This window comes from Jiella marina (assembly GCF_024359545.1).
Classification (GTDB): domain Bacteria; phylum Pseudomonadota; class Alphaproteobacteria; order Rhizobiales; family Rhizobiaceae; genus Jiella.
In genome coordinates, this window is sequence record NZ_JAKQZG010000011.1 from 157,293 (window position 1) to 177,016 (window position 19,724).

General features: G+C 66.0%; 16 protein-coding genes. 6 read left to right on the forward strand and 10 right to left on the reverse strand.

Annotation, left to right across the window (positions count from 1 at the left end; genetic code table 11):
• Nucleotides 1-60: 60 nt before the first annotated feature.
• From MF134_RS18045 to MF134_RS18065, 5 genes are all read right to left on the reverse strand, one after another.
• On the reverse strand, nt 61-633 hold the full coding sequence (locus MF134_RS18045) for a protease inhibitor Inh/omp19 family protein (protein WP_255340875.1): 573 nt from the start codon (nt 631-633) through the stop codon (nt 61-63).
• 253 nt (nt 634-886) lie between these two features.
• Nucleotides 887-1,537: a carbonic anhydrase gene (locus MF134_RS18050; protein WP_255340876.1), complete on the reverse strand. Its 651-nt coding sequence runs from the start codon at nt 1,535-1,537 to the stop codon at nt 887-889.
• A 125-nt stretch (nt 1,538-1,662) separates the two neighbouring features.
• Entirely contained in the window at nt 1,663-2,541 is an 879-nt protein-coding gene (gene pdxY, locus MF134_RS18055; protein ID WP_255340877.1) for a pyridoxal kinase PdxY, read from the reverse strand.
• A 16-nt stretch (nt 2,542-2,557) separates the two neighbouring features.
• On the reverse strand, nt 2,558-2,812 hold the full coding sequence (locus MF134_RS18060) for a hypothetical protein (RefSeq protein ID WP_255340878.1): 255 nt from the start codon (nt 2,810-2,812) through the stop codon (nt 2,558-2,560).
• A 70-nt stretch (nt 2,813-2,882) separates the two neighbouring features.
• Complete coding sequence (locus tag MF134_RS18065; RefSeq protein ID WP_255340879.1) at nt 2,883-3,461, reverse strand: peroxidase-related enzyme; 579 nt, start codon at nt 3,459-3,461, stop codon at nt 2,883-2,885.
• 103 nt (nt 3,462-3,564) lie between these two features.
• Between MF134_RS18065 and MF134_RS18070 the strand changes: the two genes are divergently transcribed.
• The 4 genes from MF134_RS18070 (at nt 3,565) to MF134_RS18085 (ending at nt 11,288) form a co-directional block, all read left to right on the forward strand.
• Nucleotides 3,565-8,472, forward strand: a complete 4,908-nt coding sequence (locus MF134_RS18070) for an NAD-glutamate dehydrogenase (protein ID WP_255340880.1) — start codon at nt 3,565-3,567, stop codon at nt 8,470-8,472.
• Nucleotides 8,473-8,564: 92 nt separating this feature from the next.
• Nucleotides 8,565-9,062: a hypothetical protein gene (locus MF134_RS18075; protein ID WP_255340881.1), complete on the forward strand. Its 498-nt coding sequence runs from the start codon at nt 8,565-8,567 to the stop codon at nt 9,060-9,062.
• A 150-nt stretch (nt 9,063-9,212) separates the two neighbouring features.
• Nucleotides 9,213-9,740, forward strand: a complete 528-nt coding sequence (locus tag MF134_RS18080; RefSeq protein WP_255340882.1) for a hypothetical protein — start codon at nt 9,213-9,215, stop codon at nt 9,738-9,740.
• Nucleotides 9,741-9,860: 120 nt separating this feature from the next.
• Nucleotides 9,861-11,288 carry an MFS transporter gene (locus MF134_RS18085; RefSeq protein WP_255340883.1) on the forward strand — a complete coding sequence of 476 codons (1,428 nt, stop codon included), beginning with the start codon at nt 9,861-9,863 and terminating at the stop codon, nt 11,286-11,288.
• On the opposite strand, the gene MF134_RS18090 is transcribed toward MF134_RS18085, so the two are convergent.
• The 5 genes from MF134_RS18090 to MF134_RS18110 all read right to left on the reverse strand — a co-directional run bounded on the left by MF134_RS18090 (nt 11,285) and on the right by MF134_RS18110 (nt 17,659).
• Nucleotides 11,285-12,178 (reverse strand): patatin-like phospholipase family protein, encoded by an 894-nt coding sequence (locus MF134_RS18090; RefSeq protein ID WP_255340884.1) that lies wholly within the window; start codon nt 12,176-12,178, stop codon nt 11,285-11,287. The two genes, MF134_RS18085 and MF134_RS18090, sit on opposite strands and share 4 nt — an antisense overlap.
• Before the next feature lie 8 nt (nt 12,179-12,186).
• Complete coding sequence (locus MF134_RS18095) at nt 12,187-13,518, reverse strand: M16 family metallopeptidase (RefSeq protein ID WP_255340885.1); 1,332 nt, start codon at nt 13,516-13,518, stop codon at nt 12,187-12,189.
• A 26-nt stretch (nt 13,519-13,544) separates the two neighbouring features.
• Nucleotides 13,545-15,035, reverse strand: coding sequence for a M16 family metallopeptidase (locus MF134_RS18100; RefSeq protein WP_255340886.1), 1,491 nt, complete (start codon nt 15,033-15,035; stop codon nt 13,545-13,547).
• 137 nt (nt 15,036-15,172) lie between these two features.
• On the reverse strand, nt 15,173-15,736 hold the full coding sequence (gene rsmD, locus MF134_RS18105; protein ID WP_255340887.1) for a 16S rRNA (guanine(966)-N(2))-methyltransferase RsmD: 564 nt from the start codon (nt 15,734-15,736) through the stop codon (nt 15,173-15,175).
• A 6-nt stretch (nt 15,737-15,742) separates the two neighbouring features.
• Nucleotides 15,743-17,659 carry a pseudouridine synthase gene (locus MF134_RS18110; protein WP_255340888.1) on the reverse strand — a complete coding sequence of 639 codons (1,917 nt, stop codon included), beginning with the start codon at nt 17,657-17,659 and terminating at the stop codon, nt 15,743-15,745.
• Nucleotides 17,660-17,867: 208 nt separating this feature from the next.
• Between MF134_RS18110 and MF134_RS18115 the strand changes: the two genes are divergently transcribed.
• Both MF134_RS18115 and rlmN read left to right on the forward strand, forming a co-directional pair.
• Nucleotides 17,868-18,308 carry a nucleoside deaminase gene (locus tag MF134_RS18115; RefSeq protein WP_255340916.1) on the forward strand — a complete coding sequence of 147 codons (441 nt, stop codon included), beginning with the start codon at nt 17,868-17,870 and terminating at the stop codon, nt 18,306-18,308.
• Nucleotides 18,309-18,452: 144 nt separating this feature from the next.
• The gene (rlmN, locus tag MF134_RS18120) at nt 18,453-19,691 is read left to right on the forward strand and encodes a 23S rRNA (adenine(2503)-C(2))-methyltransferase RlmN (RefSeq protein WP_255340889.1); all 1,239 of its coding nucleotides are present in this window, start codon (nt 18,453-18,455) and stop codon (nt 19,689-19,691) included.
• The last annotated feature ends 33 nt before the right edge of the window (nt 19,692-19,724 follow it).

Sequence of the window (19,724 nt, forward strand, 5' to 3'; positions counted from 1 at the left end):
GCTCGCGGAATCGCCCGCGAGACCCGAAGAGTTTGTCTCATATGCGGCGCAGAAGCCGACTCAGCGATAAAGGCTGATGCTCTGGCCGCCGGTGGTGCGCCCTTCGTAGCGGGAATCGCCCGACGAACTCAGATTGGCGACGTTCGATCCGCTGCCATCCTTGAGCACCACCTGGCTTCCCGAGACGTCCCAGGCCGACACGTCGGCCACCCGGCCCGGGCAGCCGCGCGAGGCAGCGCGGTAGCCACCGGACCATTTGGTCAGCGACAGGATGATCTGGCAGTTGCCGCCATCGGTCGTCACCTTGTAGGCGCCCAGCACAGAATTGCGCGACAGCGCCGGCTGGCTGACCGCGGCGACCTGCGTGTTCTGCTGATCGCCGGTGGCCGAGGCGTCGCTCTGATCGCCGCTGGGCGATGCTTCGGCGCCATCGGAATCGGTCGCGGAATCGAAGTCGTTGCCCGGGGGCGGCGGCGGTGGCGGTGGCGGCAACTGGTTGGCCGCCACGCGGCCCGTCGGAGCCGGCGTCAGCGGCGCAGGGCCGCTGTCGTAATAGGACGGAACCGAGCGCGAACAGCCCGCCGCCGCCAGGAGCACGGCCAACACCGCCGTTGTCCTCAATGCCTGATTCATCGAATCAATTCCCCCAAAAGCTGTAGCGAGCTTGCGCCATTCGATGTTCTCGCCGCCGAGGAGCCCATAAAGCGGGCCGAAACAATGACATGCAAGGCGGCACGGCGGCTTTCCGCGCACGATCGTGACCACAATGCCACAAAACACGCCGCGATCGCACCCTCCGGCGGTCAATGACGAACTTCGCTGCGCAGCCTTCGTCCTCTTCGAACGCCATTACTTGCGGCGAGCACTCGATGCGATTCTCTCGGACCTAGGCCTCGTCACTTGCCGCCTCGAAATCTCCGGTCTGCGGGTCCATGACCCACAATTCGCCTGAGGAGATGTCGAACCAGGCGCCGTAGAGTGTCAGTTCGCCATCCGCTTCGAGGGCCTCGATGGCGGGGAAGGTGCGCAGATTCGCGATGGAATAGCGGATCGCGATCCGCTCCAGTGCGGCCTGGCGCTCCTGCTCGGTCATCAGCGCGTTGGCGCCGACCGACCTGGCCGCCGGGTCGAGCAGGCTCATCCACTTGCCGATAAAGTCGCCGGGCGAGAGCGGCTCGGCCGCAGGCGAGAGCGCGGCATGAATGCCGCCGCACTTGCCGTGCCCCAGTATGACGATGTGCCTGACCTTGAGGGAGTGGATCGCGAATTCCAGCGCGGCCGATGTCGAGTGATACTCGCCGTCGGGCTCGTAGGGGGGAACCAGATTGGCGACGTTGCGCACGACGAAGATCTCGCCGGGCCCGCAATTGAACAGCGTCTCCGGCGCGGTGCGTGAATCGCAGCAAGCGATCACCATCGTCGTCGGATGCTGGCCTTTCTGGGCGAGGTCGCGAAACCGCGCGCGCTCGGAGGGGAGCCGCTGATCCTTGAAGGACCGGTAGCCGGCGAGAAGGTGATCGGGGAGCAAGGTCGTCATGGAACGTGTCTAGCGCCTCGCTGCACCGCAATCAATTCATCCGCAACCGAAGCTTGACAGCGCTTGTCTCACTCGGCCCGTGAGCCAGGCAGACATCACGCCGTGGGCGGATATCAATCGACGGCCTAAACGCCAACCTTTGCCAGGCGCCGCATCTGGACCATGGCCATCGGGTGTTTCAGGCTGTCGATGTCGGTCTCAAGCGTCAGTTCGTCGGCCCCTCGCTTGGCGGTTCTCGCCAGGAGTTCGAACACCGTGGCTGTCGTCGATTGCAGGGCCTTCTCCATGCTCGCGCCACCCAGCAGCCGGGCCAGCAGGACGGCGGAGGTCAAGTCACCGACGCCCTTGGGCGCGTTCTCGATCATCCGATGCTCGGCGAGGATCGTCTCGCGATCGCCAACCAGAAGATTGCCCGTGCCGCCGCGAAGCATCGGGAAGGCGGAGGTCACCACGACGATCTGCGGGCCGAGCGCGCTCGCCGCCTCGACGAGTTCGGCATTGTCCGCGAGTTCCAGGCCGGAGAGGAATTCGAGTTCGAACCGGTTCGGCGTGGCAAGGCTGGAAATCGGCAGGAGCTGATCGCGGATTGCTTCCAGGGTCTCCCTCGGCTGGTACAACCGGCCGGCGTCGGCGGTCGCCGGATCGCACAGGATCAGCGCCATCGGGTTCTTTTCACGCACCGCCTCGATCAGCCTGACGGTCGGGGCGATCTGGTCCGGCGCCCCGAAATAGCCTGTCATGACCGCGCCGACCTCATGGAGCCAGGGCGAGGCGGCGAGTTCGTCCATCATGGTGGCGAAGTCTTCGGCGGGCGGAACGATGCGGCGGCCCGGCCCGTGGCCCGGATGCCAGGGCAGCGTCACCGTGGGAACCGACCAGACCGGATAGCCCAGCACTTCCAGCGCGAACGCCGCGGCACGATTGCCGACGGTGCCACGCACCACATGGCTCGAAATGGAGATCACGGCCGGATTGTCGCCGCGGAAGGATGCGTCAGAATTCATGCCGCCTCTTCAGGCCTCAGGAAAGGAGTTGGCTGGCGAGCAGGAGCGCGAGGACGACGAAGCCGACGATGCTGGCCAAGCGGCCGATCCGCGTGCCGAGCACCTCCACACGGTCGTCCTGGTCGACGTCTTTCGCCAGGAAATGATCGCGCGTTCTGGTCGCGATCGCCTGCGTATGCGCGCCGATCTGCGGTTCCGTCTCATGGCGCACCCGATCAAGGATTGCTCTGGCCTCGCGCTGACGCTCGTCTTCTGAAGGATCGCGGCTCATCTCGACCTTTGGTCTCTCGGGTTCGGGTCGCCTTGTCACGCCCCCAGCGGCAGAACGGGACCAGCCCGGCCTAGCGGGCCATGGCATGATACTCGGCATTGGGCCGCATGTCGCTGGCCGCCGCCACGCGATTCGACATGGCGAAGAACCCCGCAACCTGTGCGATATCGAAGATCGCCCGGTTCGAAAACCCGGCCTCACGCAGAGCGTCCCGATCGGCTTCGACGATCGTATCCGGCCTTTCGGTCAGCTTGGTGACGAATTCGAGCATGGCGGTGCGCTTCTCATCAAACCCGGCCGCGCGCCAGTTCTGGGCGATCGTCTCGCCGAGGGCGGGATCGCCGGAGAGTTCGCGCACGGCCGCCCCGTGGGCAGCGAGGCAGTAATGGCAGTGATTGATCGCCGAGACGACGACGGCGATGATCTCGCGATCGAGCTTGGAGAGCTCGCTGTCGGCCAGCATGACCTCGTTGTAGAAGCGCGAAAAGGCTTCGAGCTTGGCCTCGTCGAAGCCGTAGGCGAGGAGCACGTTCGGCACGAGACCGAGCTTTTCCTGGCATTTGTCGAAATAGGCGCGCGTCTTGTCCGACAATGGCTCGGCGAGGCCGAGGTCGAGCGCTGTCACTGGACGGTCGCGATCTGAGATCATGTTTTCCTCTCCCTGGACGTGGTTTCGCGCCTCGCAGTGTGGCGCACCTCCCCTATGATAGATGCCACGAACCGGGGCCGACGCGACAGGAGGAGGGCGCGCAATGGACAATCCGACGAGCCGGGACAAGGCCGAGATCCTCGCATCAGTCGCCGAGATCATCGGCGAAGATTCCGCGGCGAGCAAGCTCGCCCCGCTCCTGTTCGCCCGACCGCCCGCCGAAGATCTGGAAGCCTTCACGACCGAGGGACTCGCCGCGGCGGCGGCCACGGCTGCGCTGGCCCTGGCCGATCATCGGACGGGCAACCCCCAGGTCCGGATCGACCGGCCCGAAAGCTTCCGACGCCAGGATCAGCCCCAGGATCTCATCACCGTCGTCAGCGACGACATGGCCTTCCTGTTCGATTCGATGACGGCCGAGGTCGCCGACAAGGCCAAGGAGATCCATTACATCACCCATCCGATCCTCGATGTCGCGCGGCACGAGGACGGCACTCTTTCGGAATTCGCGGCCTCGCGCTTCGGCGAGGAGACGCGCGCCGGCACCAGCCGCGTGAGCGTCATCCAGTTCGCGGTCGACCCGCTTGCGACGGAGGACTCCGGCGCGAGCCTCGTCGCGGAGATCCGGGCGATCCTCGCCCAGGTGACTCACGCCAACCGCGATTTCCAGGCGATGCGCGAGCGTGTGAGCCAGACGGTGAACGACCTCGAACGGCGCGCGGCGGGGCTTGAGGGCGAAGATCGCGCGACGAACGAAGAAGCCGCCAGACTGCTCGCCTGGCTCCGCGACGACAATTTCATCTTCCTCGGCGTGTGCAATTACGATTATCGCGGCGAGGCCCATAGCGAAGTTCTCGAACGCCGGCAGAGCGACGCGCTCGGCATCCTGTCGGACCCTGAAATCCGCGTCCTCGGCCGCGGCGGCCGCCCGATGGTCACGACGCCGGAAATCCGGGCTTTCCTCGAAGCACCCAACCCCTTGATCGTCACCAAGGCCAACGCCCGCTCGGTGGTCCACCGCCGCGCCTACATGGATTACATCGGCGTCAAGCAATATGACGAGGCGGGCCAGTTGACCGGCGAACTCAGGATTGTCGGCCTGTTCACCTCGACCGCCTATACGCGCTCGATCCTGACCATCCCCTATATCCGCCGCAAGGCCGAAAAGGTGATCGAACGCTCCGGTTACCGGCCCGATTCCCATTCCGGAAAGGCACTACTCAACGCACTCGAATCCTATCCGCGCGACGAGGTCTTCCAGATCGACGCCGATCTTCTGGAAAAATACGCTTCCACCGTCGTCGAACTCGGCGAGCGGCCGCGGGTGCGCGTTCTGCCCCGCGTCGACCGCTTCGACCGTTTCGCCTCGATCACCGTCTATGTTCCGCGCGACCGCTACGATTCACGGCTGCGCGAACGGATCGGGATGCTGCTGGCGGAAGCCTATGACGGCCATGTCTCGGCTTACTATCCGGCCTTTCCCGAGGGCCTGCTCGCCCGCGTCCACATCATCATCGGCCGCTCGGGCGATCCGACCCCTGCAGTCAATGTCGCGCAGCTCGAATCGCGCATCACCGAGATGGCGAAGAACTGGGAAGACGAGTTCTTCGCCGCCCTCGACCAGTCGGACGCGCCCAGTCACTATCGCAACTTCGTCACGGGCCTGCCCGGCAGCTACCGGGACGTCGTGTCCGCGACGGAAGCCGTCACCGATGTCGGCGTCATCGACGGGCTGAGCGAGGACGAGCCGCTCTTCGTCGACTTCTATCGCCGCGGCGGCGATGCCAGCGAAACGGTGCGGCTGAAGATCTACCATCTCGGTCAGGCGGTGGCGCTTTCGACCCGCGTGCCGATCCTTGAAAACATGGGCTTCGGGGTCGTCTCCGAACGCACCTACCGGATCGTCAAACCACATGGCGAGACCGTGCATCTCCATGACATGGATCTGGTGCGACAGCGCGGCGACGGCCCGATCCCGCTCGACGACGACGGCGAGGCACTCCAGGACACCTTTACCGCGGTCTGGCGCGGCCGGATCGAGAATGACGGCTTCAACGCGCTGGTGCTGGAGGCCGGGCTCGACTTCCGCAAGGCCAACGTGCTTCGGGCCTACTCCCGCTATCTCCGCCAGGTGGGCGTGAGCTATTCTCCGGATTATCTCGCTCAGGCGCTGGTGCGTCTTCCGCAGATCACCGGGGCACTGTGGCGGCTGTTCGAGACCACTTTCGATCCCGGCAACGCCAACAAGGCTTCCGATGCCGAAGCGGCCCCCACCGAAGAACCGGAATCGCGGCAGGCGAGACGCGCCGAGGCCCGCGGCGCCGGCGACATCCACGACGAGATCCTGCAGGCCCTCGACGACGTCGCCTCGATCGACGACGACCGCATCGTGCGGCGGTTCCTGAACGTGATCATGGCGACGCTGCGCACCAATTACTTCGCCGTCGACGGCATTTCGGCGGAACCGGACTCGCAGCCGGGCGAAGTCTCACCGGCGCTTGCCTTCAAGTTCGATTCCTCCGCCGTTGAGGGCCTGCCAGCGCCCGTGCCGTTCCGCGAGATCTTCGTGTTCGACGCCCGCGTCGAGGGCGTGCATCTGCGCTTCGGCTCGGTGGCGCGCGGCGGTCTGAGATGGTCCGACCGCGCCCAGGACTTCCGCACCGAGGTGCTTGGCCTCGTTAAGGCGCAGCAGGTCAAGAACGCCGTCATCGTGCCGGTGGGCGCCAAGGGCGGCTTCTATCCCAAGCGCCTGCCCGATCCCGCGCAGCGCGACCAATGGTTTGCCGCTGGCCGCTCGGCCTATGTGGTCTTCATCGCCTCGCTCCTGTCGATCACCGACAATATCGTCGGGGAAATCGTGAAGACTCCGCAGAACGTGCGCCGACACGACGGCGACGACCCCTATTTCGTCGTCGCCGCGGACAAGGGCACGGCGACCTTCTCCGACACCGCCAACGCCATCGCCCAGTCGGAGGATTTCTGGCTCGACGACGCTTTCGCGTCCGGTGGCTCCGCCGGCTACGACCACAAGGCAATGGGCATCACCGCCCGCGGCGCCTGGGAGGCCGTGAAGCGGCATTTCCGCGAGATCGAGCGGGACGGCAAGGCCTGGGACATCCAGTCCGAACCCTTCACCGCCGTCGGCTGCGGCGACATGTCGGGCGACGTCTTCGGCAACGGCATGCTTCTGTCCGACAAGACGCGGCTGCTCGCCGCCTTCGACCATCGCGACATCTTCATCGATCCCGATCCGGACCCGGCGACCTCCTTCGAGGAACGCAAGCGGATGTTCGCGCTGCAGCGTTCCTCCTGGGCCGACTACGACAAGGACAAGATCTCCGAGGGTGGCGGCGTCTTCTCTCGGCGGGAGAAGCGAATCAAGCTTTCGGACGCCGCACGCGACGCGATCGGCTGGGACCGGAACGAAGGCACGCCGACGGAAATCATCACCGCGATTCTCAAGGCCCCGGCCGATCTCCTCTGGTTCGGCGGCATCGGCACCTATATCCGCGCGTCCTCCGAAACCAACGCCGATGTCGGCGACCGCGCCAACGATGCTTTGCGCGTGACCGGCAGCGAGGTCCGGGCCAAGGTGGTCGGCGAAGGCGCCAATCTCGGCGTCACCCAGAAGGGCCGTATCGAATTCGCCCGGGCCGGCGGGCGCGTCAATTCCGATGCGATCGACAATTCGGCGGGCGTCAACACCTCCGACGTCGAGGTGAACATCAAGATCGCGCTGAAATCTGCCATGGCCGACGGCCGCCTGTCGCGCGAGGACCGCAACACGCTCCTCTCCTCCATGACCGACGAGGTGGCGGATCTCGTCCTGTCGAACAATTACGAACAGACGCTGGCACTTTCGCTGGAACAGGCACGCGGGGCCGGTGCGCTCGCTCTTCAGGCTCGTTTCATGGCCGTTCTGGAGGAAGACGGCACGCTGAACCGTGTGGTCGAGACGCTGCCCTCCGAGGCAGCGATCGCCGATCTGCGCAGCCAGGGCGCGGGGCTGACCCGGCCGGAACTCGGCGTGCTTCTCGCCTATGCCAAGATCGTCCTGTTCGACTCGCTCGTGGCCGGGTCCCTGCCGGACGATCCCTATCTGGAAGACCGGCTGACCGACTATTTCCCGGTCCCCATGCGCCGCGACTTCTCCCGCGACATCAAGGGCCATCGCCTGGCCCGCGAAATCATCGCGACGGTGCTCGCCAACGAGATCGTCAATCGCACGGGCCCGACCTTCGTCACCGTGGCGCGCGAGACCACCGGCGCCTCGGCCTCGGAGATCGTCCGGGCCTTCGTCGCCGCCGCCGACGGTTTCGATGCGCGCAGCCTCTACGAGCGCATCGATGCGCTTGACTGCCGTGTCAGCGGCGAAACCCAGAACGGCCTTTATGCCGTGGTCGGCGAGTTCCTTCGCCGCACGACCCTCTGGTTCGTCCAGAACCAGCGCTTCGAGAGCGGCCTGACGAGCGTTGCCATCGACAGTCGCGACGCCCTCGGCAAGCTGCGGCCAGAGCTCAATGCCATCGCCTCGGACCTTTCGCAGAGAGAGAACGAGGAACGGGCAGCGAAATGGGTCGAGCGAGGCGTGCCGGAGGATCTTGCCGAAGACATCGCGCTTCTGCCGCTCGTCAGCCTGATCCCCGACATTTCGGCTGTGGCGAAGGAGACAGATCTTCCGCTGAAGGAGGCGACCGCCTGCTACTTCGCGATCACAGAACTCTTCGAACTCGGGCGACTGGAGGATGCGCTCACCCGGCTCAACCCCAACGACTATTTCGACACGCTCGCCGTCCAGCGGGCCGAGAGCGGCATTGCCCGGGCTCGCCGGCAACTGACCACGGCCGCGCTCCGCAACAACCGTTCGGCCAAGGCCTGGGCCGAGGAAAGGTCGATCGCGGTCGAGCGCATCCGCAGCCAGATCGCCATGCTCGCAGGCAGCGGCGAAACCTCGGTCGCCAGGCTGACGGTCGCTGCGGGACTTTTGTCGGATCTTGCCAACCAGGCGTGATAGCAGCACTATATCCTTACTTAAGGTAAGGATTGTTGCCGATGCGTGGGACGTGGCTTACCTGCCGATCCGGCGCGCACGGTTGGAGGAGCGTGGCGTTCGCGGTCATCTGTCTGACGCCGGCGGCAAGCGGTATCGCCACGGCGCAGGAGCAGAGAGGCCCGACCCGGCTGATGCCGGTGCAGGTACCGGCCGGCTTTGCCGCTGGCCCGCTCCAGCCGAATGTCTCGCAGATCATGATCCGGCAGCTTCGACAAGCCAGCGAGAGCGCGGCAGGAAACTGCCTCGGCGACATGCGCCAGATCACGGTTGCCGCCCCCTCAAGGAAGTCGGCGGCGGAGTTTCAGAGCAATGCGGATCTTCGCCTAAGCGAGATCGTCGCGCTCGGCCGAAGAAGAGCGCCGAACGACCTCCTCCTTCTCTATTCGCTGACGGGCATCGGCAAGGCCGACATCTACCAGGGTCAGCCGCAGATTGCGGCGGCGTTCCGCTATCGTCTGATCGATGTTCAGGCCGATACAGTTCTCCTTCAGGCCTCGCACTTTTCCGAACGGCTCCAAGGCGGACGCTGCGATCCGGCGAAACTTTAGCCGGAAACCGCCGAGGCGGAGCGCCAGACGGCGATCTCATGCTTCGAAGAGGCGCTGAGCGAAGCTTTTCCCGAACTCATGGGTGATGCGGCGGCCCAAATCCTTTCTGCCGCGATATGCGCACCCGTCCCCGAAGGACCGACTGTCACCGTGGTGGTGGACAGGAATGGAAAGGACGCGCTGCGGCCGGTCTATTACGAAGACGCCGTGCTCGAAGGACTCCTCACCGCCGGCGGGCAATCTGACGCCGGCATGTCCTATTTCACCGTTCGACAGGCTGATACCGACCTCTCGTCAGAGTTCGTCACAGACGATGAAGAGGCAAAGACAAGCGAGGAGGATATCGAAAGCGCGGCGCGTTCGCTTGCCGGCCGTTCGGCCTATCTCCTCGTTTACCAGCCCCGTGCGACCGCCAAAACGGAGCCGTTTACTGGACTTACCCAACTCGAAGCGACGATCGATTACCGGCTCTACGATATCGACAAGCGAGAATTCGTCGCTGACGACAGCGTCGAAGTCGAGGACGAATATCTGACGGGCTGCGCGACCACGATCGCCGGACAGAGCAGCGATCCTCTTTGCATCAAAGCCTTCGTCGCCCAGAGGCTGCGAACCCTGGCGAGCGAACTCGGACGCGGCTTGGCCGTCAATCTCGCAAGGCGTCAGCAGGCTCGATAGATCCAGGCGCCGGTATCGGAGAAGATCGGCGCGCACGTCTCTTCGACCTCGAAATCCGATTGCCCTGCCCGTCGCCGCTTCCTATTGCTTGGCGAAGCTCTGCTGCTCGAGGGGACCACAATGGCAATCGCACGGACCGACGCGCCGCAGGAAAGCGGTTCGCCGTTGAAGCGCCCCGGCGTCTGGGGCTGGATGACCTTCGATTTCGCCGCCCAGCCCTTCTTCACCGTCGTCATCACCTTCGTCTTCGGACCTTACTTCGTCTCGCAACTGGCGCCGAACCCGGCGACCGGTCAGACATGGTGGGCATTCTCCGCAGCTGTCGCCGGTTTTCTTGTCGCCATCGGCTCGCCCTTTCTGGGCACGGTCGCCGACCGGGCTGGGCCGCGCAAACCCTGGATCGCCGTGTTCGCGGTGGTGAAGATCACGGCGCTCTGCCTCATCTGGTTCGCTGCCCCCGGCTCGTCGCTCCTGATTGCCGCCCTCCTGATCGTTCTCGCCAGTGTCGCGGCCGAGTTCTCGATCGTCTTCAACGACGCCATGCTGCCGCGCCTCCTGCCGCCCGCCGCCATCGGCCGCATCTCGAACATCGCCTGGGGGCTCGGCTATGCCGGCGGCATGATCTTCCTGATCGCAGCGCTGGCGTTTCTCGCGGGCTCCGAGAAAACCGGCTTGACGCTCCTGGGCCTTGAGCCAGCCTTCGGCCTCGATCCGGCCGAGGGTGAAGGCGCCCGCGCGACCGGGCCGCTGGCCGCGCTCTGGTATCTCGTCTTCGTCCTGCCGATGTTCTTCTTCACACCGGACCGTCCGCGCGGGGAGCCGGTGCGCCAGGCCGTGAGAAAAGGCGGAGCCGATCTCCTCGCCACCTTCCGCGAGATCCGCGCCCGCATCCCGCTCTTTCGTTTCCTCATAGCCCGGATGATCTATCAGGACGGCGTCAACGCGCTTCTCGTTCTCGGCGGAGCGTTCGCCGCCGGCATGTTCGGCTGGTCGCTGGTCGAGAGCGGCCTGTTCGGCATCATCCTCAACGTCACGGCGATCATCGGCTGCCTCGGCGCCAGCGTGCTCGATGCGCGCCTCGGCTCCAAGGCGGTGGTGATGATGGCGATCGGATGCCTGACGGTGGCGACGATCGGCATCATCTCGACAGCCCCGGACTCGACGCTCTTCGGCTTCCTTTCCTTCGCACCAGTGGCCGAAGGCGCCAGCGGCCCCTTCGCGACGCCGGCGGAAAAGAGCTACATCGTCTACGGCCTGCTGATCGGCCTCGCCTTCGGCCCGATCCAGGCCTCATCGCGCTCCTGGATGGCGAAATCGGTCACAGCCGACGAGGCGGGCCGCTATTTCGGCTTTTATGCCTTCATCGGCCGGGCGACGGCGTTCCTCGCGCCGGCCATGGTCAGCGCGGCGACGGCGATGGCGGAGACGGGTTTCGATCCGCTCACCGCCTCGCGCATCGGCATGGCGACGCTGATCGCCTTCTTCATCGTCGGGCTGCTGATCCTCATCCCGACGCCCGGCCCCGACAAGGCGAGGTCCGCAAGCTAGGCCGCTCCGCTCGCCGCCGTGGTGACGAGACCCGCACCTTCGGGTTCCAGCGAGACGAGCAGCGGCCCCTCGCCCTGCATGTGCTGATCGATGGCGCGCTTGGCCTCTTCTTTCAGGCCGGCGGTCGCATCGAGGATTTCACGCGACTTGAGAAAGTCGAGCACGCCATAGGGCGAAACCGCCGGGCGCAGCAGGAGATCGGGCGGGGAATACCGCACCTTCGTATCGATGATCGCCTGCATGGTGAGTTGGGAAGAACCGATGACGGCTTGGACCGGCGTCGGCATGCGGGTGCCGTCGCCGAGGGGACCGCCATTCACGTCGACCGCAACGATGAGATCGGCCTTGCCGCGCAACCGGTCGAAGGGCAGCGGATTGATGATGCCACCATCGACCATCAGCCGCCCGTCGCGCCGCACGGGCCGGAATACCGCCGGGATCGCGCAGGAGGCGGCGACCGCGCTGCGCAACTCGCCGGTCTCCAGTTCGCATCCCGCCCGGGCGTAGAAATCCGTTGCCATGACGCCGAGCGGCAACCGCAATTCCTCGAAGGTCAGCGGCACGTCCGGCGGCAGGAAGGCATCCATGACCCGGCGCGCATTGAGCTGGCCGAGGCGAAAACCGCCATCGGCCAGGAAGTCCTGCAGGGAGACGGGGCGGGTCTGCCAGAGCCGGCCGATGACGATGCGCGGGCTCGTGAAGCAGTCGAGCATGTAGCTCTTGATGTCATGCGCCGACATGCCTGCGGCATAGCCGGCGCCGATGATGGCGCCGATCGACGAGCCGGTCACGCGCACGGGCTTCAGACTGAGCTCGTCGAGGGCCTCAAGGACATGGATATGGGCAAGGCCCCGCGCGCCACCGCCGCCAAGCGCGAGACCGAGCCGCATGCTGGCCCTCAGGCTCCGGCCGGACCGACGGTCACGACGGTCGGCTTCACGTCGAGCAGCTTCTTCGCCATCGTCTTCACCTCGTCGAGCGTCACGGCGTCGATGATCGCCTGGCGGCGATCGATATAATCGGTGCCGAGATCATCGAGTTGAATGCCCACGAGCGTCGAAGCGACCGCGAGAGAGGAATCGAGATTGCGCACGGCGTAAGAGCCTTTCACATAGGCCTTGGCCTTGGCAAGCTCTTCCGCCCTCGGTCCCTCATTCGCCATCCGCTGCAACTCGGCACGGATCAGTTCGACCGTCTCGGCCGCGCTCTCGGCCTTCGTCGCCGTGGCGATGCCGATGAGGGCCGCGTGGTCGTAGGTGGCGAGCCAGGAGCTTGCGCCATAGGCAAGGCCGCGCTTCTCGCGGATTTCCTCATAGAGACGCGAGGTGAAGGAACCGCCGCCGAGAATGTGGTTCACGAGATAGGCGGCAAAGAACTCCTCGTCGTCGCGCATGACGCCCGGCAGGGCGAAGCGGATCGTCGTCTGCGGCACGGCCAGATCGACATTGACGTCCTTGCCCATTTCCGGCTCGGCGATCGCGATCGCCTGCAGATCGGCTTCGGCGGGCAGATCGCCGAAGACCTGATCGAGGCGCTCGCCGAGCGCATCCGCAGTGATGTCGCCCACCACCCCGACGACGAGGTTGTCGCGGGCGAAGGTGCGGGCGCGAAACGCTTCCAGATCGTCGGCCGTGACCGTCATCAGGCTTTCGACCGTGCCTTCCGTCGGCCGCTGGTACGGATGCCCGGCGAAGACCGTCTGGCGATAGGCTTCGGAGGCGATCTCGCCGGGGTCGTTGCGGTCGGCGATGATGCCGGTGGCGATCTGCCCGCGGATCCGGCTCACCGGCTCCTCGTCGAAACGCGGGTCGCTGAGCGCGAGGCTCAGAAGGTCGAACGCCTCGTCCTCGAATTCGGTGATCGTGCGGAAGGACCCGGTGAAATTGTCGTAGCTCGCGTCGAAGCTCATCGACACGCCGAGGTCGTCCAGCTTGCGCTGGAAGTCCGCACTTCCGATCTCACCGGCGCCCTCGTCGAGAAGGCCGGTGAGGAGATTGGCGGTCCCCTCCTTGCCATCGGGATCCTGAGTCGAGCCGCCGCCCTTGAAGGCGAACTTCATCGCGATCAGCGGGTTGGAATGGTCCTCGACGAGCAGGGCCTTGATGCCGCCCGGGCTCGTCACCTCCTGGATGTCGACGGCAGCGGCCGGCATGGGCGCGAAGGCGACGAACGAAAAGGACATCGCGGCGGTGACGCCGGCGATCGCCCGATTGATGTTGAAAAGGGTCATGATGGTCGTCGAACTCTTCAATTCGTTCAGGAGCGCGTCTCGTCGGCCTGCGGCTCGGCCGAAGCCGCCGTGGCCTTCGCGGGTTCCGGCCGCAGATAGCCGGTCACCGAGCGCTTGGGCTGCAGATATTTCCGGGCGACTTCGTTCACGTCTTCCACCGTGACCGCCTCGATGCGGTCGGGCCAGGTCTCGACATCCTCGATCGTGCGACCGGTGGAGAGCGCGGCCGCCACCCGGCGCGCCATCGATGTCTGGCTGTCGCGCAGATAGATCATGTTCTTGCGCACGCGGTTCTTCGCCCGCTCGAGTTCTTCCTCCGTAATGCCTTCGCTGCGGATCCGGGTGATCTCCGCCTCGATCGCCTCTTCGATGTCGGCAAGTGTCGCCTCCCCCCGCGGCATACCGTAGAGGGTGAACTTGCCGTCGTTGAGAGCGGTGCCGCCGTAATAGGCGCCGGTTCCCGCGGCGATCGCCTTTTCGACGACGAGCGAGCGGTAGAGCCGGCTCGTCGTGCCGCCGCCGAGGACGTCCGAGAGCACGTCGAGGGCTTCCGCCTCGCCCGGCTCGGCCGTGGTGTCGGACGGCACCAGATAGACCCGCTGCATCGAGGGCTGGGTGACCTTCGGGTCGCTCAGCGTGACGGTGCGTGCGGCCAGCGGCTCCGGCTCGGCGGGGCGAATGCGCTCGCCAGGTTCGGCGCGGCGCTCGAGCTTGCCATAGGTCTCCTTGGCCAACCGGCGCACCTCGTCGACGGTCACGTCGCCGGCAACCAGAAGGGTGGCGTTGTTGGGCGTATAATATTTGTCGTAGAAGGCGATCGCATCCTCGGCCGTCAGCTCTTCCATCTCGGAGCGCCAGCCGATCACCGGTGTGCCGTAGGGGCTGTTCTGGAAGAGGGCTGCCTGCACCGCTTCGGAAAGCTGGGAGCCCGGATCATTGTCGATCCGCATGCGCCGTTCTTCCAGGATCACGTCGCGCTCGGGCAGGACGGTCTCCTCGTCGAGGACGAGGTTCGCCATGCGATCGGCTTCGTAGCCCATCACCATTTCGAGCGCGGAGGACGGAACCTGCTGGTAGTAGCCGGTATAGTCCTGGCTGGTGAAGGCGTTCTCCTGGCCGCCGATCTCGGCGACGGCACGGGAAAACTCGCCCTCGGGATGATTGGGCGTGCCTTTGAACATCAGATGCTCGAGGAAGTGGGCAATGCCGCTTTCGCCCGGCGCCTCGTCGGCGCTGCCGACATTGTAATAGACCATCTGGGTCACGACCGGGGCGCGACGATCGGGCAGGACGACGACGCGCAGGCCGTTGTCGAGGGTGAAGTCGGTGATCCGCTCCTCGATCGGCTGGGCGTCATCCTTGGCTTCGGCGGTCTCGGCCTTGGTTGGCTCCGCAGCAGTTTCGGTCCGGGCCGTCTCCGCGTCCGTCGCATTCTGGGCGAAGGCGATCGGAGCGCTTCCCACTCCGATCAGGAGAGCGAGCGCCGTGGTTGTCGTGGCGCGCGTAAGAAAGGTCATCGTCGTTTCGTGTCCTCGTCACGTTCGAATCCGGGCGCGACTATGCCCAATCGCAAGCTCGCGAACCACTTACGCTTTCGTTAGGCGTTTTCCGTGTCCGACCGAGGCAAGCCCGGATATTGGCTTTCCCTCCCTCGTCAGGAAGCACCGGATAGCCGGAGAAACCGCAGCACCGTCGCGCCCATTTGTCGCGTCTCGTCGAGCTGCCAACCCGCGGGCACTTCGAAGTCTGCGCTTTCGGCCTCTTCCACGACCGCGCGAGCCCCCGGTTTCAGCCATCCCCCTTCGAGCGCAGAAGCGAGGGCCTTCTCCCCCAGCCCCTTGCCGTAAGGCGGGTCGGCGAAGAGGAGATCGAACGGTTCCATCGTCCCGACCTGCCCGAGCCGCATCGCGTCGCGGCGGAAGATCTTCGAGCGGCCATTGAGGCCGAAGGCCTCCATATTGCTGCGGATCAGGCCGCGGGCCTCCACGTCCTCCTCGACGAAGAGGCAGAAGCGGGCTCCGCGCGACAGGGCCTCGAAGCCAAGCGCGCCGGTCCCCGAGAAGAGATCGAGCACCCTCGCGCCGTCGAGATCGAATTCCGGCCGGTGGGCGAGAATGTTGAACAGGGTCTCGCGGTTGCGGTCGGTGGTGGGGCGAATGCGGTCGCTCTTCGGCTCGGCGAGACGGCGTCCGCGCAATTCGCCCGCAACGATACGCATGGCCGGTCAGTCCTTCTTCGGACCGCGGGAGGTCGGCCGGCCGCCCCTGTTCGCTGGGGCCCTATCCCCCGAAGGCTTGTTGCCCGGCCCCTTCTTCTTGGGGCCCATGCGCCGGTTGGGATCGTGGCTCTTCGGCTTCTCGGCGCGGCTGGCCCGCACCTCTTCCTCCGCCGCCTTCTTCGGACCGACGGGACGGCCACCGGGGGCGACCCAGACATTGGCGACACGCCGGCCCGTACCCAAAGGCTTGGATGACGGCCTGTCGGACCCGGCCTCCTTGTCGAAGCGGCCCTTGCCCTTCCGGTCGTCGCCGCCCTCACGGCCGCCGCCACGCACCGAACGCAGCGGCTTGTCGCCATCTGGCGCAAAACGCGGCTTGGCACCGCCGTCCCGCTTGCCGCCCTGCCGCGGTGCATCACCGCCCGTGTCGCCACGCCGCGCAGGCCGATCCGGCCGGTCGCCACCCCGCGAAGGTCGCTCAGTCCGGGTGTCGAGCCGGCCGAGCGCGTCCTCGCGCTTTTCGTTGCGCAGCCGCTTCTTGTTGGGCGCCGTCTCGGCGCGCCGGGGCTTGTCGCCGGCCTCGGATTTTCGGGAGGGTCGCTCCGCCTCGACCGGCTTGTTGGAAAACGGGTTGAGGATCGGCGCGTCGAAATCGGCGCCGGCTTCCTCGATCAGCCTTGGGCCAAGCTGATCGCGCAGCGTCTTCCCGTGGATCTCGCGCACCGCCCCTTCGGCGAGATCGGCCAGCTGGAACGGCCCGTAGGAGAGGCGGATCAGGCGGTTGACGTCGAGGCCGAGATGGCCGAGCACGCGCTTGACCTCGCGGTTCTTGCCTTCGCGCAGGCCGAGCGTCAGCCAGACATTGGTGCCCTGCACCCGATCGAGCGAGGCTTCGATCGCACCGTAGAAGACGCCGTCGATGGCGACCCCGTTGCGCAATTCGTCGAGCTGGGCCTGATCGACGGAGCCATGAGCCCGCACGCGATAGCGCCGCAGCCAGCCGGTCGCGGGCAGCTCCAGGACACGAGCGAGCCCGCCGTCATTGGTCAGGAGAAGCAGGCCCTCGGTATTGATGTCGAGCCGGCCGACGGCGAGGGAACGCGGCATATCCTTCGGCAGGCGCTCGAACACGGTCGGGCGTCCTTCGGGATCGCGATTGGTGGTGACGAGCCCGGCCGGCTTGTGGAACAGCCACAGCCGCGTGCGCTCCATGGCGGGCAGCGCCTCGCCGTCGACGGTGATGCGATCCTTCGGGCCGACGTCGAGGGCCGGCGAGTCGAGGACGGCGCCGTTCACCGCCACCCGCCCCTCGGCGATCATCGCCTCGGCATCGCGCCGTGACGCGACTCCGGCGCGCGCGAGGCGGCGGGCGATGCGCATGGTCTCGCCAGCAATGCCGGCTTCCTCCAGAACCTTCGGCGCCGGCGCGGAGCGCCCCCCATCCTTTCGCGGACGATCGCCGCCGCGCTTCCGGTCGTCGTCGCCGACGGGTCGCGGCCTGCGCTCGCCCGGCTTCTCGTCATGCTTCAGCCGCCCATAGCTCTTTGGCTTGCCTCGTTTGTCACCCTCGGCCTTTGCTTCACCATGGGAGAGCATGCCCCGGCTCTTTGGGGTGAATGGCTTGCCGGACGCACGCGAGCGGCCAGGTGCGGATGAGCGGCCCTGGGCATCACCTTCCGCCTTGCCAGCGCCTCTATCCTTCCATTGCGGCTTGCCCTCGCTGCGGCGCGGGCCGCGAGAGGCTGCGGCCTTGTCGGCGGCCTGCCTGCCGCCATCACGGCGCGGATTGCCGGAGCGCCCGTCGCCGCGCTGCTTGCCGTCGGAGCGCGGCCTGCCCGGGCGAGGCCCAGAGCCGCGGCCACCCTTGTCGTCTTCACTCATCGAATTGCTTTCATCGTCCTGGCGGATGGCGACGTGGCGCATCGCCCGTCGCGTTCCTCAACTTCTCAAAAACAGCTGGTCGGCCTCTGCCCGTCGCCATTGCACCCGCAAATGCGGCGCCTCTGGCCCGTCGGCGCATGCGGATACGCCCCGCCATGCGCCTTCTCGGCTTTCGCCGCCCTTTGCGGGTGCTATAGCAAGCGAGTGTCGAGCGAGCGAGACCGATTTGACGATCAAGCAACCGAATTTCATGGACCTCGCGCTGGATGAGGCCCGGATGGCGGCCGAACGCGGCGAAATCCCGGTCGGCGCCGTTCTCGTGCGCCACGACGTCGTGCTCGCCACGGCCGGCAACGAGACGATCCTTGACTCCGATCCGACGGCCCATGCCGAGATCGTCGCGATCCGCCGGGCCTGCGCCGCCCTCGCCTCCCAGCGGCTGCCTGATTGCGATCTCTATGTGACGCTGGAGCCCTGCGCCATGTGCGCAGCGGCGATCTCCTTTGCAAGGATCCGGCGGCTTTACTTCGGCGCCTGGGACGAAAAGGGCGGCGCGGTCGAGAACGGCCCGCGTTTCTTCGCACAACCCACCTGCCACCATGCACCCGAGGTCTATTCCGGCATTGGCGCGACGCCGAGTGGGGCACTGTTGAAGCGCTTCTTTCGGGACCGGCGCTCTCAGGGCGAATGACCTTGAACCCTTGAAGTATTCCCTGAGACAGGGCATGTGTCCTGGCAATCCGAAACTTTGGGCGCCATCCGCGATTTTGCGGGCGCCGTGATTGCAGCCCGGTCGCCCCTCGCGCCGGCATCGCTCTTTATTCGAAGGACCGTCATGGCCGTTTCGATCGACCTGAAAGCGCCGGACGCGCGCGCCGAACTTGCCGCCAATGCGCTGTCGGCGGGCAGCCTCGCTTCGGCTGCAGCCGAGGAAAAGCCCTCGCTGATCGGCCTGTCGCGCGAGGAATTGGGCGCAGCGCTCGAAGCCGTCGGCGTCCCGGCCCGGCAGATCAAGATGCGCGTCGCCCAGCTCTGGCACTGGCTCTATGTGCGCGGCGTCGCGGATTTCTCGTTGATGGCGAACGTCTCGAAGGATCTGCGCGAAAAGCTCGATGCCGCCTATACGATCGCGCGGCCGGAGATCGTTACCGAACAGGTGTCGGTGGACGGCACGCGCAAATGGGTGCTGCGCTTTCCGGCCAAGGGCGCCGGCCGTCCGGTAGAGATCGAGACGGTCTATATTCCCGAGGAAGGCCGCGGCACGCTCTGCGTCTCTTCCCAGGTCGGCTGCACGCTCACGTGCACCTTCTGCCACACCGGCACCCAGCGGCTCGTGCGTAACCTGACCGCCGACGAGATCGTCGGCCAGGTGCTTCTCGCCCGCGACCGGCTTGGCGACTTCCCCGATGCCGCGACGCCGGCGGGTGCGATCGTTCCGACCGAGGGACGCTACGTTTCCAATGTCGTGATGATGGGCATGGGCGAGCCGCTCTACAATTTTGACAACGTCAAGGCAGCGCTGGCCGTCGTTTCCGATGGCGAAGGCCTCGCACTGTCGAAGCGGCGGATCACGCTCTCGACCTCCGGCGTCGTGCCGATGATCGAAAAGGCCGGCGCCGAAATGGGCGTGATGCTGGCGATCTCGCTCCACGCGGTGCGTGACGAGTTGCGCGACGAACTGGTGCCGATCAACAAGAAGTACCCGCTGAAGGATCTGCTCGACGCCTGCCGGGCCTATCCCGGCCTGTCGAACGCGAAGCGCATCACCTTCGAATATGTGATGCTCAAGGGCGTCAACGATTCCATGGAGGACGCGCGCGAACTGGTGCGGCTTCTGAGAGGCATTCCCGCGAAGATCAATCTCATCCCCTTCAACCCCTGGCCGGGCAGCCGCTACGATTGTTCGGAGTGGGACGAGATCGAGCGCTTTGCCGACTATGTTAACCAGGCGGGCTATGCCTCGCCGATCCGCACCCCGCGCGGCCGCGACATCTTCGCCGCCTGCGGGCAGCTCAAGTCGGAATCGGAGCGCATGCGCAAGAAGGATCGCGACGCGCTGCAAGGCGCGGCCTGAGGGATCAGGACGTTGCTACGACGGCATCGGTTC